Source organism: Aliikangiella sp. G2MR2-5, from assembly GCF_015687155.1.
Lineage (GTDB): Bacteria > Pseudomonadota > Gammaproteobacteria > Enterobacterales > Kangiellaceae > Aliikangiella.
Window position 1 is genome coordinate 683,020 of the sequence record NZ_JADPQF010000001.1, and the last position, 23,773, is coordinate 706,792.

At 40.9% G+C, this 23,773-nt stretch carries 26 protein-coding genes; 17 read left to right on the plus strand and 9 right to left on the minus strand.

Translation table 11 applies throughout. The features are described 5' to 3' along the window. The first annotated feature begins 2 nt into the window (after nucleotides 1-2). From IYN84_RS02685 to IYN84_RS02705, 5 genes are read left to right on the plus strand one after another with little or no spacing between them, the layout of a single operon-like run. The gene (locus IYN84_RS02685) at nucleotides 3-143 is read left to right on the plus strand and encodes a hypothetical protein (RefSeq protein ID WP_196137618.1); all 141 of its coding nucleotides are present in this window, start codon (nucleotides 3-5) and stop codon (nucleotides 141-143) included. A gap of 50 nt (nucleotides 144-193) precedes the next feature. Continuing rightward, nucleotides 194-817, plus strand: a complete 624-nt coding sequence (locus IYN84_RS02690; protein WP_196137619.1) for a MotA/TolQ/ExbB proton channel family protein — start codon at nucleotides 194-196, stop codon at nucleotides 815-817. Between the two features lie 3 nt (nucleotides 818-820). Continuing rightward, nucleotides 821-1,396 (plus strand): biopolymer transporter ExbD, encoded by a 576-nt coding sequence (locus IYN84_RS02695; RefSeq protein ID WP_196137620.1) that lies wholly within the window; start codon nucleotides 821-823, stop codon nucleotides 1,394-1,396. A 35-nt stretch (nucleotides 1,397-1,431) separates the two neighbouring features. Continuing rightward, entirely contained in the window at nucleotides 1,432-1,902 is a 471-nt protein-coding gene (locus IYN84_RS02700) for a biopolymer transporter ExbD (protein WP_210330274.1), read from the plus strand. Further along, nucleotides 1,903-2,865: an AgmX/PglI C-terminal domain-containing protein gene (locus IYN84_RS02705; protein WP_196137622.1), complete on the plus strand. Its 963-nt coding sequence runs from the start codon at nucleotides 1,903-1,905 to the stop codon at nucleotides 2,863-2,865. A 139-nt stretch (nucleotides 2,866-3,004) separates the two neighbouring features. Here the strand turns inward: IYN84_RS02705 and IYN84_RS02710 are convergent, their stop codons facing one another. Next, nucleotides 3,005-3,367, minus strand: a complete 363-nt coding sequence (locus tag IYN84_RS02710) for a CoA-binding protein (RefSeq protein ID WP_196137623.1) — start codon at nucleotides 3,365-3,367, stop codon at nucleotides 3,005-3,007. A gap of 12 nt (nucleotides 3,368-3,379) precedes the next feature. Then, nucleotides 3,380-3,817, minus strand: a complete 438-nt coding sequence (locus IYN84_RS02715; RefSeq protein WP_196137624.1) for a VOC family protein — start codon at nucleotides 3,815-3,817, stop codon at nucleotides 3,380-3,382. Nucleotides 3,818-4,080: 263 nt separating this feature from the next. On the opposite strand from IYN84_RS02715, the gene IYN84_RS02720 reads away from it, so the two are divergent. After that, nucleotides 4,081-4,854, plus strand: a complete 774-nt coding sequence (locus tag IYN84_RS02720; RefSeq protein WP_196137625.1) for a methyltransferase domain-containing protein — start codon at nucleotides 4,081-4,083, stop codon at nucleotides 4,852-4,854. A gap of 79 nt (nucleotides 4,855-4,933) precedes the next feature. Continuing rightward, the gene (locus tag IYN84_RS02725) at nucleotides 4,934-5,356 is read left to right on the plus strand and encodes a hypothetical protein (RefSeq protein WP_196137626.1); all 423 of its coding nucleotides are present in this window, start codon (nucleotides 4,934-4,936) and stop codon (nucleotides 5,354-5,356) included. Here the strand turns inward: IYN84_RS02725 and IYN84_RS02730 are convergent. From IYN84_RS02730 to IYN84_RS02740, 3 genes are all read right to left on the minus strand, one after another. Beyond that, complete coding sequence (locus tag IYN84_RS02730) at nucleotides 5,286-5,987, minus strand: tRNA-uridine aminocarboxypropyltransferase (RefSeq protein ID WP_196137627.1); 702 nt, start codon at nucleotides 5,985-5,987, stop codon at nucleotides 5,286-5,288. The genes IYN84_RS02725 and IYN84_RS02730 overlap by 71 nt on opposite strands. Before the next feature lie 476 nt (nucleotides 5,988-6,463). Beyond that, nucleotides 6,464-9,466 carry a hypothetical protein gene (locus IYN84_RS02735; RefSeq protein ID WP_196137628.1) on the minus strand — a complete coding sequence of 1,001 codons (3,003 nt, stop codon included), beginning with the start codon at nucleotides 9,464-9,466 and terminating at the stop codon, nucleotides 6,464-6,466. 352 nt (nucleotides 9,467-9,818) lie between these two features. Then, complete coding sequence (locus tag IYN84_RS02740; RefSeq protein WP_196137629.1) at nucleotides 9,819-10,946, minus strand: NAD-dependent epimerase/dehydratase family protein; 1,128 nt, start codon at nucleotides 10,944-10,946, stop codon at nucleotides 9,819-9,821. Nucleotides 10,947-11,150: 204 nt separating this feature from the next. On the opposite strand from IYN84_RS02740, the gene IYN84_RS02745 reads away from it, so the two are divergent. The 10 genes from IYN84_RS02745 to IYN84_RS21620 all read left to right on the plus strand — a co-directional run bounded on the left by IYN84_RS02745 (nucleotide 11,151) and on the right by IYN84_RS21620 (nucleotide 20,102). Continuing rightward, complete coding sequence (locus tag IYN84_RS02745) at nucleotides 11,151-11,396, plus strand: hypothetical protein (protein WP_196137630.1); 246 nt, start codon at nucleotides 11,151-11,153, stop codon at nucleotides 11,394-11,396. 229 nt (nucleotides 11,397-11,625) lie between these two features. Beyond that, nucleotides 11,626-12,039 (plus strand): biopolymer transporter ExbD, encoded by a 414-nt coding sequence (locus IYN84_RS02750; RefSeq protein WP_196137631.1) that lies wholly within the window; start codon nucleotides 11,626-11,628, stop codon nucleotides 12,037-12,039. Between the two features lie 389 nt (nucleotides 12,040-12,428). After that, nucleotides 12,429-14,603 carry a M4 family metallopeptidase gene (locus IYN84_RS02755; protein WP_196137632.1) on the plus strand — a complete coding sequence of 725 codons (2,175 nt, stop codon included), beginning with the start codon at nucleotides 12,429-12,431 and terminating at the stop codon, nucleotides 14,601-14,603. A gap of 215 nt (nucleotides 14,604-14,818) precedes the next feature. Then, nucleotides 14,819-16,702, plus strand: coding sequence for a M28 family metallopeptidase (locus IYN84_RS21405; RefSeq protein WP_196137633.1), 1,884 nt, complete (start codon nucleotides 14,819-14,821; stop codon nucleotides 16,700-16,702). Between the two features lie 164 nt (nucleotides 16,703-16,866). Then, nucleotides 16,867-17,313, plus strand: coding sequence for a DUF1810 domain-containing protein (locus IYN84_RS02765; protein WP_196137634.1), 447 nt, complete (start codon nucleotides 16,867-16,869; stop codon nucleotides 17,311-17,313). A gap of 142 nt (nucleotides 17,314-17,455) precedes the next feature. Beyond that, the gene (locus tag IYN84_RS02770; RefSeq protein WP_196137635.1) at nucleotides 17,456-18,391 is read left to right on the plus strand and encodes a PD40 domain-containing protein; all 936 of its coding nucleotides are present in this window, start codon (nucleotides 17,456-17,458) and stop codon (nucleotides 18,389-18,391) included. A 31-nt stretch (nucleotides 18,392-18,422) separates the two neighbouring features. Continuing rightward, nucleotides 18,423-18,962: a GNAT family N-acetyltransferase gene (locus IYN84_RS02775; protein ID WP_196137636.1), complete on the plus strand. Its 540-nt coding sequence runs from the start codon at nucleotides 18,423-18,425 to the stop codon at nucleotides 18,960-18,962. Between the two features lie 43 nt (nucleotides 18,963-19,005). After that, nucleotides 19,006-19,674, plus strand: a complete 669-nt coding sequence (locus tag IYN84_RS02780) for a penicillin-insensitive murein endopeptidase (RefSeq protein ID WP_196137637.1) — start codon at nucleotides 19,006-19,008, stop codon at nucleotides 19,672-19,674. Between the two features lie 45 nt (nucleotides 19,675-19,719). Next, nucleotides 19,720-19,971, plus strand: coding sequence for a hypothetical protein (locus IYN84_RS02785; protein WP_196137638.1), 252 nt, complete (start codon nucleotides 19,720-19,722; stop codon nucleotides 19,969-19,971). 26 nt (nucleotides 19,972-19,997) lie between these two features. After that, the gene (locus IYN84_RS21620) at nucleotides 19,998-20,102 is read left to right on the plus strand and encodes a hypothetical protein (protein ID WP_371734757.1); all 105 of its coding nucleotides are present in this window, start codon (nucleotides 19,998-20,000) and stop codon (nucleotides 20,100-20,102) included. A 142-nt stretch (nucleotides 20,103-20,244) separates the two neighbouring features. Here the strand turns inward: IYN84_RS21620 and IYN84_RS02790 are convergent, their stop codons facing one another. The 4 genes from IYN84_RS02790 to IYN84_RS02805 all read right to left on the minus strand — a co-directional run bounded on the left by IYN84_RS02790 (nucleotide 20,245) and on the right by IYN84_RS02805 (nucleotide 23,217). After that, nucleotides 20,245-21,357 (minus strand): hypothetical protein, encoded by a 1,113-nt coding sequence (locus IYN84_RS02790; RefSeq protein WP_196137639.1) that lies wholly within the window; start codon nucleotides 21,355-21,357, stop codon nucleotides 20,245-20,247. 318 nt (nucleotides 21,358-21,675) lie between these two features. Further along, nucleotides 21,676-21,951 (minus strand): hypothetical protein, encoded by a 276-nt coding sequence (locus IYN84_RS02795; protein ID WP_196137640.1) that lies wholly within the window; start codon nucleotides 21,949-21,951, stop codon nucleotides 21,676-21,678. Between the two features lie 134 nt (nucleotides 21,952-22,085). Beyond that, nucleotides 22,086-22,688: an HAD domain-containing protein gene (locus IYN84_RS02800; RefSeq protein WP_196137641.1), complete on the minus strand. Its 603-nt coding sequence runs from the start codon at nucleotides 22,686-22,688 to the stop codon at nucleotides 22,086-22,088. Nucleotides 22,689-22,695: 7 nt separating this feature from the next. Beyond that, on the minus strand, nucleotides 22,696-23,217 hold the full coding sequence (locus IYN84_RS02805; RefSeq protein ID WP_196137642.1) for an aminoacyl-tRNA deacylase: 522 nt from the start codon (nucleotides 23,215-23,217) through the stop codon (nucleotides 22,696-22,698). Between the last annotated feature and the right edge of the window lie 556 nt (nucleotides 23,218-23,773).

A 23,773-nucleotide genomic window follows, 5' to 3' on the forward strand; every position in this document is an offset into this window, starting at 1 on the left:
TGATGAATAGGCAAGAATTATTCGATAGAGTCCAAAGACTCTCACAAGAGTATTACTATCGAGAAATTTCTTACGATGATTATCGACGTTGTAGAAAAGAACTGTTAAAAGAAATAGATCAAAAAATGAACCGAAAGCGTTAAGCCGCTTTTCGGATCTGAATTAATTATGAGTTTAAGAGGTAATTGAAACTATGGAATTTGCAAAAATATTTCAATCGGGAGGTCCTTTTATGTATCCCATCCTGATAGTCTTTGCGTTAGGGATTGCTATCACCATTGAACGATTCCTGTTTTTAATGAGAACCAATAATCGTACACAGAAAATATGGTCTCAATTAACACCCATGCTAAAAGCAAATGATTACGAAAGGGCCAAGGCTTTTACCAAAGAACATAAGACTCCGTTGGCCGTTATTTTAAATTATGGTTTTGCGCGTCAAAAGCCAAATGTAAAAAGAAAGAAAGTAGAAATGGCCATGGAAGAAGGGATGATGGAGGCGCTTCCGAGTTTGGAAGAAAGAACTCACTATCTGGCGACTTTCGCAAATATAGCGACTTTGCTAGGGTTACTTGGGACTATTGTCGGGTTGATTCAAGCTTTTACAGCTGTAGCGAGCGCAGATCCTGCTGATAAAGCAAACTTATTATCAGCGAGTATTTCGGTTGCGATGAATACAACTGCATTTGGCTTGATCGTTGCTATCCCATTATTATTAACCCACTCTTATTTGTCGACAAGAACTTCAAAAATAGTCAATAGCTTGGAAATGGCTACTGTAAAGTGCCTTAATCTGATGGATTTAGACGAAGATTAATTTATGAAATTTAATCGAAGAAACTACATTGAAGAAGCGAAAGAGCTAAACATCACTGCGTTTCTAAATCTGATGGTAATTCTTGTTCCTTTTCTCCTGATTACAGCTGTGTTCTCTCGCTTAACTGTATTAGAGCTTAATTTGCCTATGTTGGATGCTGCATCTAAATCTTCAGAGACGATTGAACTTCAGTTGCAACTTGTGGTTGGAGAAAAAGATTTTGTTATTCAGGATGTCAATATCGGAGAAATTCGTCGATTTAGTCGTGATTCGGTGATGGAGTCGAATTGGAAGGCATTTGATGAGATTCTTTTAGAAATAAAAAGAAGGTTCCCTGAAGAGGATAGAATTACTCTGCTATTCGAAAAAACAGTTCCATATAAAATGTTAATTCAGGTGATGGATCACGTTCGTTCAACCCAGGTGGTGAATATTGATCAGGTACAGACGGTGGAGCTATTTCCCAATGTTTCTATTGGTGATGCCGAACCAGTGGTTACTGATGCTGAAAAGCAGATGACATTGGAAAAAGTGAACGATGATAGAGCTAATGATCTTAAAAATGGAGTATCTCCGTAATGGAAATGTCATCACGAGCTAAAAGAATGCAGAGGATGAATAAGCTTCGCAAACAACCAGCACTCAACCTGGTATCATTGATGGATATTTTTACCATTTTGGTGTTTTTTCTTCTGGTTTCATCATCAAGCTCTCAACAGTTACCAAGTTCAAAGGATGTTAGGCTTCCTACGTCTACCACTAAATCAATGCCAGAAGAAACCCTTGTGTTAATGGTAACAAGCGATGATATTCTGGTTGAAGGAGTAAGCGTTGCAAAAATTGTAAGCGTTAATCAGAACTCCGATAAGGTAATTAAGTCACTAAAATCGGAACTGGATTTTCATGCTTCGAAAAAGAACATTTCTGGCAACAAATTGAATAGTGAAATGCAAGGCGGCTTTGCAGTAACTATCGTGGGCGATGAAAATATTCCCTATGAGCTTCTGAGTAAAATTCTCACAACCTGTCGCCATGCAAACTTCACTAGAATTGCATTTCTTGCCAATCAAAAAGCGAAAAGTTAGATGGCTGTAGCACTAGAATATAATGAACTGGCTTTAGCGTGGGATCCAGCGAGTAGGGGAGAGCGTCGGTTTTTACTGATCGCTTTTATTTGTCTGATTGTATTTCTCGCTATCGGTTGGAGACTTTCTTCTATCAAAGTTCCGGTTGAAGAGAGGAAGGAACAGATAGTGCCAAAAAGGATAGCAGAGTTTATTTTAGAAAGAGAAAAGGAACAACCTAAAGTCGAGCCAAAACCTGAACCCAAACCTTTGCCTAAACCAGAGCCAGTAGAAAAGGTGAAACCTAAAGTTACCAAGAAAAGAGAAGTTAAAAGCGAAATACCTCTAAATGACAAGCAAAAGAAAGCTCGTGACAAAGCACAAGAGTCAGGCCTTTTAGCTTTGTCCAGTGAACTGGCTGATCTTGTAGATACTTCAAAAATAGACTCGATGATTAGTAAAAAAGTGACATCATCCGGAGGTGCGAATATAAAAGCTCAGTTGGACAGTACAGTATTATCCATAAATGCAACTAAAGGAAGCGGAGGAATCAATGCTTCTAAATATGGTGATGCACGAGTATCGTCTACAACAATTTCGGCTCAGGAGCTAGTGAAGATTAATCAACGATTGATAGCTGAACAGTCATCAGGAGCTTCGAGTCAAGAAACGGAAAGGGTAGAGAATTCAGGAAACTTTAGAAGCGAAGAAGAAGTGTCTTTAGTATTTGACCAAAATAAAGGCAAGTTGTATTCGATTTATAATCGAGAGCGTCGCAAAAGCCCGGGGTTAAAAGGGAAGATAGTGCTCGAAATTACTATTAACCCTAACGGAAAGGTCTCATTCATTCGCATAATTTCAAGTGAGCTAAATAATCCCAAACTCGAACAAAGCTTACTCGCAAGAATTAAACAATTCAAGTTTAGCAGTGATAAAGAAGAGCCTATTACCATTACCTACCCGATAGAATTCTTACCTTCTTAAATTGATATTACTCACTCGCAGAGCGGTTAGTATTTTCTAGTACTAATCGCAGTAGTTAGCTGTCTGATCGCCTCTTGATTATTTTAGAGGAGCAATAGTGAGCTTTCTCTGACAATAAAAGGAGTATGGCTTGAATAAATCAATAAGTTCCCAGAGTCAGTAAGACCAGTGTACACGCATTAATGACTTCAATGCCTTTTGTAGAAAAGTAGTCTGTAGCGATTCTGGACTCTGTTCCTGGATTTAAAATGATTCTACGTGGCTTGAGACTAGCTATAGCTTCGATATTCGCGTCTAAAATTTCAGGTCTAACATAAACGGTTACAGTATCCACTGGAATTGACACTTTACCTGGATCAGTCAAGCATTGGATGCCATCTATAACGCCACCTCGCGGATTTACGAGAATAACTTTGTGTCCCTGCTCAATAAGCCGATGTTGCGCAATGTTGGCATATCGTGAAGGGGTAGCGCTTGCGCCATAAATAAGTGTTGTTTTCATATTATCAAATGCTTAGTTATTAGCAAATAGCTCTCTTTCTATGTTTTTGAATCCCTTGAATTCGAGAGCATTTCCTGATGGATCGCTAAAGAATAATGTACCTTGCTCACCGGTTTGCCCCTCAAATCTTATATACGGCTCTATGATAAAACTATCAATAAAGAGGGAAATCTTGTCGGCAAACGCCTTCCACTTCTCCATAGGAAGTACTACTCCAAAATGAGGAACAGGGACATCATGTTTATCAACTGAATTGCTAATGCTAGCAATTTTTCCTTTTGAACCAAGCGCTGTATTAAGATGAGTAACATATTGATGGCCAAACATATTAAAGTCGATCCATTGTCTGCAGTGCCGACCCATTGATAGGCCCATTTTAGAGTGATAAAAGTCTTTAGCTTCAGGAATGTCTCTTACTTGTACAGCTATGTGGAACGGATAAATGGGCATAGTTTAACTCTTTAAGTTTGCCTGTATTAGAGCTTTTAAATTGTCCTATAATCTCATATATTGCAATTAATGACTATTAATCGATGCCAACTGAAAGTACAGGTTTCTAGTTGTTGGTTCGATAGTTGTCATCCAGGATTGCCTGCTGCAATCTAGATATTTATTAAAACTTATTAATTTAACAACGAATGTGGATTTTCCTGTTCCTTATTCGCCAATATTTTTCATTTTAATTAGTATCAATTATGAAAGAAGTGACGGAAATGAAAACTGAAATTGATCGCAGCTTTGATGATATAGCTAAAAAATTTCATAGTAATATTTATGGCACTACTAAAGGAAAGTTACGCCAAGAAGTTTTAATGCACCATCTGACCACCACTATTCCAACATTGTCTGATGCTGGTAATCGACAACTCTCTATTCTTGACGCGGGAGGAGGAACAGGAGTTATGACTCAGGCAATGTCTGAGCTGGGACACAGAGTTATGCTGAATGATATTTCGGGAAACTCACTAGACATTGCGCGGAAGGCATTGGTTAACTATAGCAATATTGACTACTTTGCAGGGCCGATTCAAAGTATTAGTGTGAAAGAGAAGTATGATCTTGTGATATGCCATGCAGTATTGGAGTGGTTGGCGAGCCCGTTTGAAGTTTTAGCTAAACTGGAAGGACTGGTTAAGAATGGAGGGTATCTATCATTAAGTTTTTTTAACCGTGATGCTCAGAGGTTTGGTAATATTTTGTATGGAAATTTTGATTATGTGGAGAACAAATTAACACTCCCTAGAGTCGTAAAGCTGAGTCCCAGAAACCCTCTCTCTCCTGAAGAAGTTATTTATAAAGTAGAAGAATTACCTTTCAATATAATTCATAAAGCCGGGATACGATGCTTCCATGACTATTTGAAAGAAAAGGGCATGCAACAGTCTCATTTCCAGCAACTAAAAAGGCTTGAAATTGAGCTTGGAACTTCTCATCCATATTTATGGTTCGGGAAGTACTTTCATTTGATCGCTAAAAAAGAAACTTGAGCTTTTGGAAAAGCTGGTAAGGAATAGTTCCAGGCTTCGTTCGTTATTAAGTTAATCAGAATGAAAATTTAGGTTTATTGTGAGAGGAAACCGCTTAATTTATACTGACTTTTCGAGTCGTCTTGTTGAGTACAACTACACCATTCGCGCAATAGTAATTGCCATTGGTGGTGTTTCTCTAGCTATATTTAATGCTTTTCTGACTGATACCGGCTTTAGTGATAATCCTTCGCTGGAGATGCTTATCATCTATATAAGCTCAACCCTCTATTTCTTTCTTAATTATCTGACTCGCGAGTACCCTGTCTTTCGCTTTGTATTTATAGGCGCGGTAATTTTGGGAGGAGTGACCAGTGCTTATCTGCTCTACAACTCAATGTTGGATACGTTAAGTTCATTTGAAACAACTTTCGCTTATTTCTGCTACAACCTTATTGTTTTTTATCTAATTGTGCGGAAGAAAGTTTATGGTTCGAGCGCATCATCGAATAACGCTGGTTAAAAAGATAGAAGTAGTCAAACAGCTTTTTAGCTGTATGTTCCTGTCCACAGCTAGAAAGAGCCAGGCCTGCTGATTCAGCAGTTGATAAATAGCTATCATCGGCGGCATTTCTTGACAGGTAGTGCGATTTACGAGCAGGATTGATTTTCAAAACCTCGAAATCTTTTAACCATTGACTGAAATTATACATTCGACGGCTTTGACGCCAGGTAGCGTCGAGCAAAATAAGCGTAAGCCGCTTATTTTCTTGCTGTTCTATCGAGCTGTTAATCCTTCTGCTTTCGCTACTTTCTGCAGGGTAGACAATAACGCAGCGTCGTTCCTTATCATTGAGCAAGGATAACAGCTCCGGAGGAGGTGTTTTTCTATTCCAGCAAAAGGCATAGGTATTTTGGGGAAAAGTGTCTGCGATTAAACGTCCGGTATTACTCGGCTTGAAAATTTCGTCTCTATGATAAATAAGAATAAAATCAATATTAGTTGACAGGTTAGGCTGAAGGGCGCAAATACAAAGCTCAGGATTTAACTGGCAACCATTGCACCTTTTAACGAGAATACCTCGCGCTTTGTATTCTCTGGTTGATTCAGCCAATGCTTGCTCTTTTAGTCTATGAAAAGCGTTTCTTATCATTTACGATAGCCTGCAAACTTAAAACTCGATCTTGTGCTTACAATCTAAGAAAGGAGAATTTATTTTGCAAGCACAAGTGATTATAAACGAAAATCTACACATAAAGATAAGAGTATTTTAACTTAAGAGATACTGTTACAGGAGGGAAAGTGGCAAAGCCAAATAAAAAAGGGCCTGTAAAAACTGTTGGTATTTACTGTAATCGATGCCGGGGACCGCTATACACCTACCGAAAGGGCGGTAAAGGAGCTCTGGTGAAATGCTTTAAAGAACGAATCGTAAAAGATTTTACTATAAGCCCCGTAACTTGTCCTCAATGCAGCAACGTGTTTGCGCGAGAAACATTAATAAGAGGGGTTCCTGCTTTTAAAATAATCAGTGGCAAGGTCTTTATGAAATAATCATTGATAAGATACAAAGCCTGGAAAGCCCGATAAGACACTATCGAGCTTCAGGCTCAAGTTTAATACCCGGGATTATTGCGCTGCTGCTACTGCGTTGCCCAGATATTCCCATATATAGGAGCTCAAGGTAACTTCGCTGGCACCATCTTTTTGGGTTGAATTGCTACAGAAACCTCGAGTTATACCGCTATCAACACACATTTCCTTTTTAATACGCGCTTCGTTAGGCCACGGCCATAAAGAAGTCTGTGTCTCAACGTTGAAGTCAGAGTCTCCGTATATTGCACCATCAACGCCATAGCGAACAGTGATGTCTGCACCGATTTTTTGTGGCAAGGTATTTTGTGCTGGCGCATTTTCCTCAAGACGTTGAGGAAACAAAAGTGAACCATCTGTTAACGGAGAGTTTGTCAGAGATATACAGTTTTCCAAGCAGTTGTAAGTATCAAAGTTTCCTTCTGCTGCGCCTGGGTTGTATCCGAGGGAATTTTGTACCATGGAACCCAGGACATTGTATCCGGTTCTAGTTGCGCCAACAGTCAAACTATCACTCACAAGAACACTAGATTGATTGGGCGAAACACGGATTGCACTTTTGTTGTCTCCCGCGTTATTCATTACGATAGTAGCATTATCAATAAAACTTTGAGGTTTGCCTGCCGAGTCGTAGTTATAAGGGGTGTTACCAATATTAATTCCGCCAATACCATTGCCGACTGAAACGAAATTTTTAATTGTCCAAATAGGCAAACCATTATCTAACACATAGTCAGCTTCGAAGTGCATTCCTGAATCTTGCGAGTTGATAGACATGTTACCTAACCACTCGTTATTACCCAGGTAGTTTGCTCTGTTCGAGCTATGTTGCGCTGTTGCAAAATCTCCGTAAGCACTATCGTTTCTGATCACGCGGTCAATGATTATAACGTTTTGAACAGAAACATTTTGCGAGTCGTATACTGTCATGCCTACACTTGGGTCTGCTTTAGGATAGCTTTCGCAGCCCGCTTGATCACAACCTTCGCTTCGTACTACAACTCGTCTCCAAACATTATTGTTTGAGCGATAATTTGAAGCAATGATTCGTCGATTACTCGCCCATACCCAAACATCTTCTACTAGATTGTAGTTATTTCCCTGGCTGTGGTCGTTAGTGCCAATACTGAAAGAGCCGTGGAATCCTGAATCTTTAATAACTACATAATCGGCGTTGAACAGAGAGCCTCCGCCTTCAAAAGTTATTCCCTGAACTTTAATAAACTTATCTTTTCTGCTTGAACGCCCGATAAACAGGGGGCGTAGCTCATCACTTCCAATAACTTTTACCATCCCGGGATTTGCGGCACGGACAACCGTAGGTTGCTCTCGGCTTAATCCGGATGGTATAGAGTCTGAGTAGTCGACTGAGTTACCATAGTAGTCTACTTCGCGCAGAATACCCGTTTGATTGGCTACCGAGTATTCACCATCCAGAAGAACCAATTCTTCACCAGCCTGTACACCATTGCTGGCAAATGAGCGCTTGAAAGTTTTCCAGGGAGCATCGGCACTGGTACCAGAATTCGAATCATTACCATAAGGTGAAATGTAGTAAACCTGATGAGAAGGCTCTTCACTGTTTGCCTGCTCGACTGTTAACCAGATACTGGTTTGAGCTTGTTCGCTTTTAGAGTCGAGAACCATTGCAGTGATTGTATGAGTTCCGACAGAGAGATTACCGCTAATAATCGCTCCATGCCCCAACACGCCGTCAATATTGGAATGCCAGCTAATGACGTCGCTGATCACTCCATCTTCGGCATCATTGGCATAGCCTGCGAAAGTGATCTGAGAGGAGTTGCTATGATTGCTAGCAGATGCTGGCGAATCAATAGATACTGTCGGTATGCTGTTTTGCGGCTCTTTAACTATCAAAGTAATCTGACTAGTTGCTTGTGCGTTTTGACTGTCGGTAACCGTTGCTGAAATGGTATGAGTTCCTGTTGACAGAGTGGACTGCAACGAAGCTCCTTTACCAAGCATTCCTTCTATGCTCGATGACCAGATAACCTGGCTAGCTAAATCACCGTCTTCTGTATCAGATGCAACGGCAGTGAAAACCAGAACATCTTCGCTCATAAACTCAGCCAGGTTTGTTGGTGCGGTAATTTCCAGAGAAGGAGTGTTATTTACAGGTTTAATAATATTTAAATTAATCTGAGCACTGTCTGTCGCATTTTCAGAATCAAATACTTCTGCTGTAATCGTGTGGCTTCCTGCAGAAAGTAAAGTCGTAATGGTTTGTCCTGTTCCCAGGTTTCCATCAATGTTTGAGTGCCAAATGACCTGACTACTCAGCTCACCGTCCTCCGCATCAGTTGCTGATGATATCAGTGTTACGATTGTTCCATCCTCGAAACTGGAGTTAGTTGCAGGTGTATCAATTGATACTTGTGGTGCACTATTGGTTACCATTGTGACAGCAATTGCTATTTGAGTTGAAGCTGTCGCATTGGCAGAGTCTTTTACGCTGGCTGTAACTGTATGGTTTCCAGGCGTAAGCACCGCATTGATATTGGTACCTGTGCCAAGGAATCCATCTTTGTCTGATTTCCATTGAGTCAAATGGCTTAAGTCGCCATCTTCAGTATCATTTGCATAGCTTTTGAAGAACACCAGGCTTCCTTCGGTGTATTCTGAGCCGCTTTCAGGGGAGAGTATGTTGATTGTAGGGGCTTTATTCTCCGGAGCATCTACATAAAGGTCGACGTAATCACGCTCGAGTTTGCCTTTCGAGTTCCTTACCTCAGCTCGAACGACATGATAGCCGGTTTGCAAGGTGCGACTGAAAGTAGCTCCGCTACCGATCGACCCTTGAATATTGGAATACCATTGAATCTTATGGCTGATATCTCCATCTCTTCTATCCCGCGCCACAGCTTGAAAGCTAATTTCGTTCACCTGCAATAACTGTGAGTTATCCGCGGGAGAAAGAATTGAGATCGATGGATGAGCCCCACGGCTGTGAGCCCCGAAAGAAATACTCATTAGAACGAGACTGAAAAGTGGAATGAACTTCTTGAAAAACTGCATCATCAACTACCTGGAAACACCTGAAACTAATAAAACTGCCAATCTCACATCTCTTGTGAGCCGTTACACAGGCTTTATCGACGCTGTTATAAATACTTAACCGGATGAATGTTTGGTTGTGAATCTGCTCACAAAATAAGCAGTGTGAACATTTGTAAATGAGAATCTGTTCGCGCTTTTTGCAAAGTGCAAATTGACTCAAACTGGCTAAGTAAATTCTAACTAATTAAAAAATAAGAGAATTTTTCTATTATTGCTTAATATTGTTGACTATTTGGAGGAAATACAATGAAAGGGGGAGGGGTCCGCAGCCTATAGATCTAAGTACCACGGACCGACAGGTCTATGTTTGGCTCTATGCCATTTTGTTTTTTTCTAATGACCATGCATTGAGAACCTTAGACTCCTTTTCCAGAGACATTCCCGCTCTAAGCTTTTCCTGACGTTTTGCAGGTAATGATTGAAACCAGGCCAAAGTATCTTCAACTGTCTTATCAATAGGTGTGAAAGTGAGTCCTGCGTCTATTGCTTTTTGGCTTGACCAGGTCAAAGCACCAGCTCCTGCACTTTCTTTGTCTGCCCACATATGAATATCTCTCCATGGCTGGACATCATTCTGACTAAGGAAGTCTGCAGGAACCCATGTATATTCACTTTTTGGTGCAGCTACTTTTTTGCAGCTTTCTACCAGTTTACCGAAAGGCATCGTAGGCTGTACCAGATTGAAGCTTCCTGTCAGGTTTTTTTCCAAGGTATGAATCATAAACTTTGCCAGATCTCGAACGTCAATGAATTGTGTTACATCGTCCGGCTTTCCTGGTAGCAGGATTTTACCGCCACGGTTGAACCTTACAGGCCAATAAGTGAATCGATCCGTTTTGTCTCTGGGCCCCACTATTAGTCCGGGACGAATTTGAGTCACCCGTCCGGGCATTGATTTTTCAGCGGCTTTTTCACAGTAGGCTTTCAATGCGCAATAATGTTGACGGACGTCTTCGGTTTTTGGATCTTCCAGCGTTGCAGGAGGCCTGTTTTCGGTACCGTTTGTTCCACCCTCAGCCCAGTTATCATACTGGCAAATAGTTGATACAAATAAGTACTGCTTAACATTGGGGGCGAGCAATCTGGAAGATGCTTCTACGAGCCGAGGAACATATCCGGAAGTATCAATTACGGCGTCCCACTGCTTGCCCTGTAACCCTGTCAGGCCTTTACCTTTGTCCGGGTCTCGATCCCCCACAATTTTAGGAAGTTCAGGGAACAGGTCTTTGTTGGTTCTTCCTCTATTGAACAGAGTGATTTTATGACCGCGGGCAAGAGCATATTCAACAGTATGCGGACCCAGAAAACCTGTCCCGCCCAGGACTAAAATATTGAGCGGTCTGGATGCTGCATCAATTCCGGCGGTTAAAAAACCGGGAAAAGCAACCAGCCCTGCTGCGGCTGATGAGCTGAGGATAAACTGGCGACGATCGAGTGGCATAACTGATTCCTGTGTTATTGTGTTATCTGGACCCTGATTTAATCTAATCTATTTGGAAATGACATTCGACCAGATAACCGTAAGGAATTGTTAATCACCTAATTAGCTTATGGATAATCTCGCACATGGATTTCAGCAAGGGCCGATTTTAATCGCTCATCGACAAGACTAAAATTAGCCGACTTTTGGAAAAAGGAGTTTTGCATGACGTCTCAGAATCGAGCAGCGGATGAGTCCAGTTACGTAGAACATGCACGAAGTGAGAGGTTCTACGAGATACGCGGCAGTGTTTATGTGAAGTGCAGAGAAGGCGAACTAGGCCCTTTTCAGGACCTTGCTGCTGCACTTAACGGCCTTCTGGAAATGGCCAAAAAATCCGGGATATCACACTACCAGCAGCGTTTGCTTTATCAAAGTGTGTGTGAAAAAGCTTTGTCTGCCTGTAATTAAGTTTATCCGACTAAAGATGAAAATATCCAAAAAATAAGTAATCCAGTCTTTAATATTATTCTATTTATCTAGGTACTTTACGCCCGGCAGTTGTTACGTGTCGGGCTTTATTTTTGAGTCAAACTTGTTTTTGTAATGCTAGCGTTACAGGTGTAGTATTGATATTACATCGGTGTTCTGCTATGTTAATGGTAAATGCGTGATCAATCAGAAATTCGGAGGCCTATAGATGAGAAGAACAAAACACTTTGATAGCGTGGATTCTCCTGATATGACACCTATGCTGGATGTCGTTTTTATTATGTTGATTTTTTTTATTGTGACGACTTCATTTGTAAAAGAGGACGCGATTGACTGGCTATCTTTATCCAACCAGGCGGATCCCAAGCCGCCAGTAAAGCAGAAAAATCCGCTGGTTCTGGAAATCAAAAGTAATGGTGACCTGGTTATGGAAAATCAACTGATAAATCTTGATGCAGTTCGTGCAAGAACCCAGTCACTACTGGCAAAAAGAGACGTTGAACATGCAATAGTGAAAGTTGAAAGCCAGGTAACGGCACAGATTTTAGTGAGTGCTGTAGACTCAATTAAGTTAGGTGGTGTAGAAAAAGTTTCTGTTGCAAAAATTAAATCATCAGATTAAAGGGGGTCAACTGTTTTCAAAACGTCTTTCGTTTCAAAGACAAGCGTTTCGACAATTAGGAATAGGGGACTATTTCTGATTGTCTTAACACATCTGCCTTACACTTGTATAAAAGTTAAACTTTAATAACTTGTTATTTTATCTCCCTCTAAAATAAATATTTTAAATAACACCTCTCCTATATTTCGTTTCGATATTATATCTCAGATTCGATTTGTATAAAAAATAGCCATCAAATATTCTCGATCTGTTTTCGCTAATAGGTGCAACAAAATATTGTTCATTAACCAATAAACAATAAGAACAAATTTTGCTGGTAGGAGGCCTGGTGAAAATGGAGTGTCTTCGACATTTCTTCCTAATAACGTTACAGAAACAAAGGAAAACCAATGAAAACAATAAGTAAACTTCTTGTTAGTAGTGCGGTACTCGGTGCATTAGGTGCTGCATCAGTTAATGCTGCTGACAGAGTCGTGTTAAGTGGCAACGACAACATTAACAACAATATGGCAAATACTAATTCGCTCCAATTGACTGATCCTGCAGCTCTTGTCGGACTTTCAGCAAATGGTGCTTTGCAAATCAGAAAAGTTTATCGCGATTTGAATGGCGATCAGACTATTCGTTATCAACAAATGTACAAAGGAATTCCAGTTCTTGGTGACGATGTAATTATTTCTCGCAAAAAGAATGGTTCTTTCAAATCAGCTCATGGCGCAGTTGTTAACGGTATCGCTGCAGATGTAACTACAACCGTTCCTAAAATTACTGCCAGCAATGCAATTAAAAATGCCAAAGCAAAAACTCTAATTTCTGGCGCTGCCACCTATGAGAATGAGTCGAGCAGGTTGGCGATCTGGCTGGATAAAAACAGCAAAGCTCGTCTGGTTTTTGAAGTTACTTACATGCAGCATAGCGATCAACCTTCACGACCTTACATGATAATAGATGCTCTAACTGGCGAAGTTTTGCATCAATATGACAACCTTCAAACCGCAAATGCGACAGGCCCGGGTGGAAATCAGAAAACTGGTCAATATGAGTATGGTACTGACTTTGGTTATCTGGATGTAAGCCAGTCCGGTAGCACATGTACCATGCAAAATAGTAATGTTAAAACCGTTAACCTTAATCATGGTACCAGTGGTTCAAGTGCATACAGCTTTAGCTGTTCTCGTAATACTTATAAAGAGATCAATGGCGCTTATTCACCACTTAACGATGCACACTACTTTGGAAACGTAGTGTTTGACATGTATAGCGACTGGTACAATACTGCGCCATTGACTTTTCAGTTAACCATGCGAGTTCACTATTCCAATAATTATGAAAATGCATTCTGGAATGGTAGCTCGATGACTTTTGGAGACGGGGCCAATACCTTCTATCCTCTGGTTAGTCTTGATGTATCTGCTCACGAAGTGAGTCATGGATTTACCGAACAAAACTCAAACCTTACCTATTCAGGGCGGTCAGGTGGTTTGAATGAGTCCTTCTCAGACATCGCGGGTGAAGCTGCCGAGTTCTATATGAATGGTTCGAATGACTGGATGGTTGGCGCTCAGATTTTTAAAGGTAATGGTTCTCTTCGTTACATGGATGACCCGACAAAAGATGGCCGTTCAATTGGGCATGCTTCTGACTATACCTCAGGTATGGACGTTCATTACAGTTCAGGCGTATACAATAAAGCGTTCTACTTGTTAGCCAATACTAATGGCTGGGATACACGTAAAGCTTTTGATATTTATGTGAGAGCAAACCAGCAGTACTGGAGCTCAAATACCAATTGGGATCAGGCCGGGGTAGGTGTTCTGGATGCCGCGTGTGATCTCGGGTATTCAGTCGAAGAAGTAAAGGCTTCTCTAACCGCAGTTGGAGTCAACGCAAATCCAAGTAATAGTGATTGTGGTGGTACCGAGCCTCCTACTGGAAGCGAACTTGAAAATGGTGTCCCAGTGACAGGTCTTGCTGCTTCTCGCGGGGATGATATCACTTACACTATGGATGTTCCTGCTGGCGCTACAAATATCAAATTTGAAATAAGTGGTGGAAGCGGTGATGCTGACCTCTATGTGAAGTTCGGCACTGCTCCAACAGATTCCAGCTATGATTGTCGTCCATATAAGAATGGTAATAACGAGACTTGTACTGGAACAAACACAGGCGGAACTTACTATGTAAGAGTTAAAGCATACTCCAGCTTCTCGGGTGTTTCCCTGGTAGGTAGTTATACAACCGATGGTGGAAATCCTGGCGATCCGATTGATGAAACTATTACTGATATTTCGGTTGCGCAAGGTGCTTGGTATTACCACAGTGTTGACTTGAGTGCTGGTTACTCGGATCTGGAAGTTTCAATTTCTGGTGGAAGTGGTGATGCTGACCTTTACGTAAGACAAGGTGCACAACCAACAACCAGTAGTTACGACTGTCGCCCATACAAGTGGGGGAATAGTGAAACCTGTAGTTTTACCAGTCCAGCGGCAACGACCTGGTATATCGGAATAAGAGGATATAATGCCAGTTCAGGTGTCACATTAAATATTAAAGCGAACCCATAAAAAGGTTCAACTTGGTTCTTTAAGGTTCCCCTACCTTAAGAAACTTGTGCTCTCCCTCAATGCCTCTCCCTGAACTGGGGGAGGGCACATTTATTTTATGTTCTACTGAATATTTAGTCGGAGCTTAAAATACAGAATTTTCAAATTTCATAGCTATCTTCGGATCTTAGCCTTACCAAAATAGCCAACAACTAAACGTATTTTATAGGTGATATATGAAGCAATTAACATCTGCACTGGTGTTAGTTGCCAGTAGTTTTGTGGCAATTAATACATCGGCAACAGAAGTAAAATCTCTGAACGATACAGACAAGAAAGTCTGGTTAACTATAGGCAAGGACGCTGCAAACTATTTAAAAGCAAATAAACAGCATGGACTTGCGGTTGATACTAGTCGAGTTAACCTGATGGCTAACTCTAAAGCTGACTTGATCTCTATTTCAGAAAAGCAAATAGAGAAGTTAAGTCATTTTATGCATGATGAATTTAACCGTTGTGGTGGATTTGTTTTTCACGAGTCATTCGACGATGCGCAGAATTATCTATCGAGAGTTGAGCAGACTGCGAGTACTCCTCAGCCTCTGGTAAGCTATACCATCGACAATCCAGAGGCAGTTAATGCTCTTCTTGGAACTTTATCCAGTACTAATTTAAACGATACTGTTTCTTCACTATCAAATTATTATAATCGTTATTACACACAACAGAGTGGTGTAGATTCCGCGAACTGGATAAGGAGTCATTGGCAAGATATAGGCCAGTCACGAAGTGATATTTCCGTTGAGTTATTTAATCATAGTTGGAGCCAGCCTTCGGTAATTGCAACGATTCAGGGTACAACGATGGCGAACGAAATTGTAATCATCGGTGGTCATCTTGATTCTATTAATTCTTCTAATCCGTCGGGCGGACGTGCACCAGGTGCAGACGATAATGCATCTGGGATTGCTGTAATTACTGAAACTTTACGCGCCATTGTTGCCAGTGGTTACAAGCCTGCTCGAACCATAAAACTGATGGGGTATGCTGCGGAGGAAGTTGGATTACGAGGCTCTAAAGCTATCGCTCAACAATTTTCATCATCCGGGCAAAATGTTGTCGGCGTTGTACAGTTTGATATGACAGGGAATCATGGTACCCCTGACAAAGATATTGTTTTCATGACGGACTATACGAACAGCGCGCAGAACAATTTTATGATGCAACTGATTGATACCTATCTAACTGATATCAGTTATGGTACCAGTCGTTGTGGTTATGCCTGTAGTGACCATGCATCCTGGCATAATGAAGGCTATGCAGCGTCAATGCCATTCGAGTCGACAATGGGAGATTCTAATGGGCGAATTCATTCAACCAGTGATACTTACTTTGATTCATCACACGCTATTAATTTCGCAAGATTATCTGTTACCTTCCTTGCTGAGCTAGCAAAAAGTGAGGGCAGCGAGCCACCTGATAATGACAGCGAGTTGGAGAACGGAGTTCCTGTCGCTAACTTAACTGCCAATCGTGGCGATTCAGTTAACTACATAATGCAGGTTCCTCAAGGAGCCGAAAATATTCGATTCGAAATCGAAGGCGGCAGCGGTGATGCAGATCTTTATGTTAAATTTGGCTCTGAACCGACGGATTCCAATTACGATTGTCGTCCGTATAAAAATGGCAACAATGAGAGCTGCTCAGGGACTCAATCTGGAGGCACTTATTATATCAGGATTAAAGCCTACTCTTCCTATTCGGGGGTGAGCCTGACTGGCAGTTATACAACAGATTCTGAGCCGCCCGGCGACGTAATCGATGAAACTATCAACGACATTGCTGTTGGGCAGGGAGAATGGTACTTCCACAGCGTTGACCTCTCATCTGGATATGCTGATCTTGAAGTCTCGATATCAGGTGGAAGTGGTGATGCTGACTTATATGTTCGTCAGGGTTCGCAGCCAACAACCAGTAGCTATGATTGTCGTCCTTATAAGTGGGGAAATAGTGAAACATGCAGCTTTAGTAACCCTGCAAATACGACATGGCATATTGGTATCAGAGGCTATAATGCCAGCTCAGGGGTAACATTAAATGTGAAAGCCAATCCCTTGTAGCAGATAATTTTTACTAAGATTTTTACATAGTGCAAAATAGGCTTGTTCAACTGATATCTCAGTAGCTCTGAACAAGCCTTTTTATTGAAAAGAAAAGATAACTATAATGATAGAAATGCAAATGCAAGAAAGTAGATTTTGTTTAGGGCGGAGCCTATGTTCCAATGTCTGATTTTTTCAATTTACAGCGCTTCAAAGTAGCTCAGGATGTGGTATACCATAAAGTGGTGACTGAACTTGACCAGGGGAGAAAGAACAGCCACTGGATGTGGTATATTTTTCCCCAAATACAAGGTTTAGGTTCGAGTAGTACCGCAAGAAAATTTGCCATTACCTGTCGAGAAGAGGCGGTTGCTTATCTATCTGATCCGCTATTGAAAGGAAGGTTGATTGAATGCTGTCGACTTTTATTGGCGGTTAAGGAAAAATCGGCCCGTGACATTTTAGGCTACCCGGACGATCTCAAGCTTTGCTCTTCAATGACTCTGTTTGCACAGGTTGCGAAACAAAACGAAAACACCAGACAAACGGAGGCTATTTTTCAACAAGTTTTGAACCGTTTTTATCACGGTAAGCCTGATCCTATAACCCTCAATAAACTACGGGCATAGTTCAAATCCAGGAACATATCTTTTTAAACCAGCTATTAGAGCTCCTTCTTCCTTTCTCAAATGATTTAAATTAATTGTAAAAGCATTGAGGCTAATCTCTGCCTAAGGTAGAGTTACTCCAAATTAAAACCTGGAAAAGAAAATGAAAAAACTATTATTAAATGCCTTATCAGTATTGATTTATAGCTCAACTTTGCTGGCTAGTCACAGTAATGCAAAGTCAAGTGTAGCGTTAGCTCCTGGAACTGAAGTGTTTTTATATGAAATCAAGCGAGATATAAATTCTGGAAAGACTATGCTGTCCCTGATTTCCAATGTAAGTCAGGCGGAGGGATATGATAATCAGCCCAGCTTTTCACCTGATAATCAGAAGCTTTTGTATGTTTCCGCCAGAGACGGAAAGCAGATGGATATTTACGAGTATGACATAGCGAGTAAGAAAACAAGACAGCTAACACAAACACCTGAAAATGAGTTTTCTCCAATGCTGGAAGCAAATGGCAAAACTTTTACTGCTGTTAGAGAGGGGGGAGACCCATATCAGTCGGTTCATCGTTATCCATATCCAACTAGTGAACAAGCCAGTCGAAAATCAAGTTGGGCGGTTAAATCTCAAACTCCTATCGGTTATTATGCCTTCGCCAAAGATGGAAAAGCTGTCGCCTGGGCAAGATGGGCAAATGCAATCTACATTTTTGAACCTGATTCTCCTTACGCGACATTTGCTATCGGACATGCGGCTCCGTCTAAGCCGTTGAAAATTCCCGCAACCGACTTATTTAGCTTCGTACATCGTCAAGGAAATGATGAGCTTTGGATTAAATCGATTGAACCTGCTTCGCGGGCAATTACACCTATTGCACCGGTATTAAAGAGCAATATTGATTATGCCTGGACGCCTCATAAAGAGTTGATTTCGGCAAGTGATAGCCAGCTGTATTTATACTCGGGTAAAGAAAAGAATTGGAATCTTTGGGCAGATCTCTCGTCGGACAAGATCTTTAACATCTCCAGACTGGCGATTAGCTCTGACTTTCAGTATATTGCCGTTGTCGCCAAAGTAGCGGCAAAACAATAATGTCATTTTTAGCGTCAAGAAGGAGAATAATATGATAGAAGTAGCATCAACAGCGCGATTAAGTTTTCGACTTCTTGGAGCAGAAGATAAAGAACTTCTGTTCGAGCTGGACCAAGATCCGGAAGTGATGAAGTACATCAATGGCGGAAAGATGACCACCATGAAAGACGTGGAAGAGGTTTACCTGCCAAGGCTTGCCAGCTATTCCAGTCCGGAAAAAGGCTGGGGGATGTGGGGCGTTTTTGTTAAGAATAACGAAGATTTCATCGGCTGGATTTTAGTTAGACCAATGGAGTTTTTTTCTGAGAATCCGGAATTTGATAATCTGGAACTAGGCTGGCGATTTAAAAGGTCGAGCTGGGGTAACGGTTACGGAACTGAAGCCGCTAAAGCCGTAATGGACGCGGTAGGTGAACCGGATGATGTTAAAAGATTATCGGCCGTAGCTATGCTGGGTAACGAGGCTTCGGTTAATATAATGAAAAAGCTCGGTATGGAGTATATAAAAACCTATACCCATAAAGATCCCTTGGGCGATATCGAAGCCGTTTATTACTCACTTGAATGTTAAATTGATATTGTCGATCTTCATAGTGGATGACTAAATATTTTCGATGAAGAAACTTCTACTGCCATTGTTAATCTTTTCCTGTCATACGCTTTCGAAAGAAAGCGTATGCTATGGCAGTACTTCAAATGGTCGACTGGAAAACGGTGTAAAGCTACCTTCGAGTGGTAACAACTTTGTCAGTTATAGTTCGATCGGAAATTTATCTGGTAGAACCTATGTACACGCAAAGGTCAGAGAAATCATTCTGATGGCTTATCAAACGCTGGAAACAGAACACCCAGACAAAGTATATAAATATGCAGAAACCGGATTTGAAGAAGGGGGACGCTTTAAACCACACAAGACTCATCAAAATGGCTTGTCAGTAGATTTTATGGTGCCGGTAGTCGACAAAAAAGGTAAGTCGGTTCATTTGTCTACCCATCCTTTTAATAAATTTGGCTATGATATTGAGTTTAACGACAAGAGTCAGTTTGACGGTTTGACAATTGATTATGAAGCCATGGCAGCTCATATTGTTGCGCTTCATAAGTCTTCCAAAATATCAGGAAATGATTTGTGGCGGGTGATATTTGCCCCCGAACTTCAGCCCAATCTGTTTAAAACTCAATATGGCGAATATCTAAAGCGTAATATTCAATTTTCTACCAAGCGTTCCTGGGTCAGGCACGATGAACATTATCATGTAGATTTTTCGGTAGCTTGCCAATAATTATTTTGAGTTAATGTTGTAACTTGATTTCCTTTAGGAATTGATATGAGTATTCAAAAAGTTACTCAGAAAGATTATCAGAAATTAATACAGATCTGGGAGTCATCTGTTAGAGCGACGCACAACTTTCTTTCTGAGGAATATATTGCTGAATTAAGACCTCTTATCCTGCAGCATTATTTTGATGCGGTTAATTTGAGATGTTTTAAGGATGAACAAGAGACTATTTGCGGGTTTATTGGTGTTGCCGATTCGAATATTGAAATGTTGCCGGAACGATTTCTTTACTCGACATAGATAATGACGAGTTGGCATTGAGGAAAATGTTCATTCATCGAGACTATAGAGGTAAGCAATATGGAGTTGCATTATCCTTGTTAAAGCAGACCCTCGCTTATGCTCAATCAAATAGAGTTAGGCAAATTTAACTGGGTACTACCGCCGAGTTTTTGGCCGCTCATCGCTTCTACGAAAAAAATAATTTCGCGGAAATTGCTAAAAGCGAATTACCGGAAAGTTTTCCTATAATGGCGGTATGCTCCAAGTTCTACAAATATTCTTTTGATTAAACTAAGGCAGGAAGTCTTCGAAAATAGCTTCCACAGACTCTCCTTCTACCAGGCGAGCAATAATCGAGTCTCGATGTTTAGACATATCTAAATGAGAAAACCTGGCTTTATTTGCAAAGTAATACTGAGACATTAATTTGGTCGCCGCATTTTGATTAACCTTGGCTGATTTTCGTTGAGTAATGGTCATTTTTTTCGGTTGTTGCGTTGGCCTTTTTACTTTCGCAGGTCGCTCCTCAGCTTTGATAAACTGGATTTTATCGCTGTCACCTGTAGAATTGGCTTTGCTTTCTGGATTATTTGGATTTTCCAAGTGAGTATCTTGCGAAGGCTCACTGATCGTTACAAAAGTTTCCCGAATAAAAAGTTGCGCTTCGTCAATAGGTTCTACTGCGAGTCTTTCCAGGAGCGCAACTCTTGCTCTATGTAATGGCGTTTGCGCCGGATCCATTGGCTGAAATTGCTGAAACCACTGTGTTTTGTGAATAGCGCTAATGATGTCATCCCAATAGCGTTGGAATTCGCCTTTTTTAAATTTCTTCAGGCCCAGTGCTTCGCAAAAGGTCGGTAAACTGGCTTCGCTGATAGGGACGAACTGATCCGGGCGTTTCATCGCAAGTAATCTAGTCGCGGGAAACAGTTGGCATTGTTTAAAACCATTGTTTTCAAACCATTGCTGATAGGTATCGATAAACTGCATAAAGTGCCAGCCATCGATCGGCCCTTGAGATGGAATGACTCTCATGAGTTTGGCCAGGCCGGAGGCATCTGCTTTCAAGATTTTTTTAAATGAAGCAAAACCACTGGAATCTCCCAATACCTGGCAGTCAAAAGGAAAACGTTTTTCAACATTGCGATCGCTAATACCACCAAGCATCATCCTTTCCGTATCATCACTTTCAGAGAGATCTCTTCCCTGATTGAGTAGTTCATCAGCTTGATGAAGAAGTTTTAAGCAGCCGGAAACCTGATAGCCAGGAGATAAAGCGTTGAGCCCTTGATAATAATTGCTCCAATCACTTGCCATTATATTTTTAATGGTTTCTATCTGCTGATTTCTTGTATTGTCTGATGTTGATGCTGTTTCTTCTGCAAGAGTTGGTGTGTTGTCCATAATTAGTACTGTCTGATTATTTCTTAATAATTTTTCTTGATATGACTTTAGGATGTTACTGATTAGAAAAATGCTGTCTTCGCTATATCATCTTTTGGGCTAAAGATGTTTATTAAAAGAAGTTAGCGTATTGAGCTGAAGTAGCCATCCGGTTTGTTTGCTATTTTAGCGATCAAATTAAATCTGTAAAGAGGGAAGGTAAGTGCATAGAAGAGTATATGGAAACAGTAAGAGTGGTCTTCTACCTGTTGAATGCTGTAAGACAGCCTGCTCAAGAGCGTTAGAGTCAGGATATTATCGATATTTTAAGGCGTAACTTTAAAGGCCATAAGTTGGAGGGTCTTCCTTCTTTTCAATATTTCTCTCTTCGTGTCGAGCTTTTTCTATTGCTTTGGTTAGCGCCTGATGTTCATTTTCTTCCTGGCCGAAGTAAAGGTACTTCTCAGCAGTTTTAAATACTTCGTATAAGTAATTAACCCTATAGTTCAGGTTTAGAAGGGCCTTGGCGATAAACTTGGGATCTGCGTCATGTTCTTTCATATACGCCGCTTCTTTCAGGGCTATTTCAAGCTCTTCTTTCGTTGGCTTTGTCACCGGACGTCTCCCTATCTAATTATTCAGTCTGAATATTATAAGTTTAGCAGCTCTTGAGTTGAATGAATTATCTTGACTCGAATATTTGTCGGCTCAAGCAAGAGAGTCGGTGTAAATTCAACAAATTCAAAGGATTAACTCGCTTTTGCGGTATTACATAGAAAGTTCAGTGCTGTTTGATAGTCGAGTAAGGAGAAGCCGATTGCGGGGTTGGTTTCGACAACCCTTTGATAGGGGTGATAGTGGTAGCTGCAGTCGTCTACACATATATAGTTGTGCCGCCATTCAGGATTACTCTCCAGATAGGCTTCCACTTCATTGCCTCGCTGGTTAAAATTCTCACGCTTTCTGACTACCGGAGTCTTACCAATAATGGCATCGGGCAAAATTCTCGACCCTCTCTGGTATAACAAGGTCTGCAACCATTCGATACCCCGATGAAGGAGGCGCCAGCTGCTGGAAATAATGACTCTGGCTTGAGTATCCTGAATAAGGGTTTCAAAAATGGCAATCGCAGTTAAATCAAGCTCACTTAAGAGATGTCCATAATCCATAACCTCGCTAACCCCGTGAGCTGAAGAAATAGGATATTCTGAATAACGGTATTGGTCATTAAGCTCCCGGGAGTGGGAGTGCTCTTCAATGTGGTAATAATGGCGGGCCATTTTCCAGCCTATGGAATTAAGAACACCATCGATGTCGAGAAATACCAGCGGCTGTATTGCACAGTTGTTCATGAGCAGTTCACACTCTCGCTCGGTCATCCTTACGACGAGAAATAATTGGATGCTGGATTGTTTCGCGACGGTAGCCTGCTTTAATTGGTTCTGCTCCTGTTATTCGTTGAAAATCCTCAGTATCCATGCGTATCAGCAGGTTGTGAGTGCCTCCGTTAAAAATAATATAAGGGCTGCTAAGCAGCTCCTGAGCTACAAAAACGTTCATGCCGTAAATATTTCCAAATGGGGGCATGGCACCAATTTCACATCGAGGAAAGCGATCTTTAAATTTCTCTTCAGAAACCAGTTGCAGGTCGTCAAGTTTTAAGTGTTTTGCCAGGCTTTCGAGTTGTAGGCTACAGTCGGCCGGGATAACCACCATCATCAGATGTAGTTGTGAGCCCAGGATCACCACTTTGGATAAACGACTTCCCTTTATTTGGGTCTGTCTTGCTGTCTGTTGGGCAGTGAAGCTGGTTATATGAGGAATGAGCTCATAGTCAATGCCCAGATCATCTAGATACTCAGTCGGATTTGGAATGTGCATGGTCACCTCCCTGGAGAGTGCACTAACTAGTTTTAATAAAAAAGGTTGAACTGGACAAATTTAAGCCGCTTACTAGTAGTTATAGTGCATCTAAAAAGAATTGCATTGATATCTCATTAATTTCAGGCTTTTGATAAAGATTATGTTTTAACTTATTGTTTTTAATTGCATTCATTTATTAATGCTGAACATATATTAATCAAATGAGATTTTTAGAGGCCAGTGTTTCCTTACTCAGTCGATTATTATTTACAAGACTGGTCTAATATACACTGATTTTTTCTTGATTTGCGCTGAACGGGCTTCAGTAGCACAGGCTACCCATAGATTAAATTTATCTAATTCTTCCTGTACTCCTTGGTAACCAGTGTTTGACCAAAAATTGATCGTAACAAGCCATTGATTAAGATCATTTTCCTCTTTACTGGTCTCGGGTTACAATGCCTGCGTGTTTGAGATAGGTAACGCCTGTTTTGTGCCAAATAACTAGAAAATAAGCCAATTCTTGTAACTGAAAAAAGGTGGGAATGCTTGAATTAAGAGCAGGCCTGTCAAA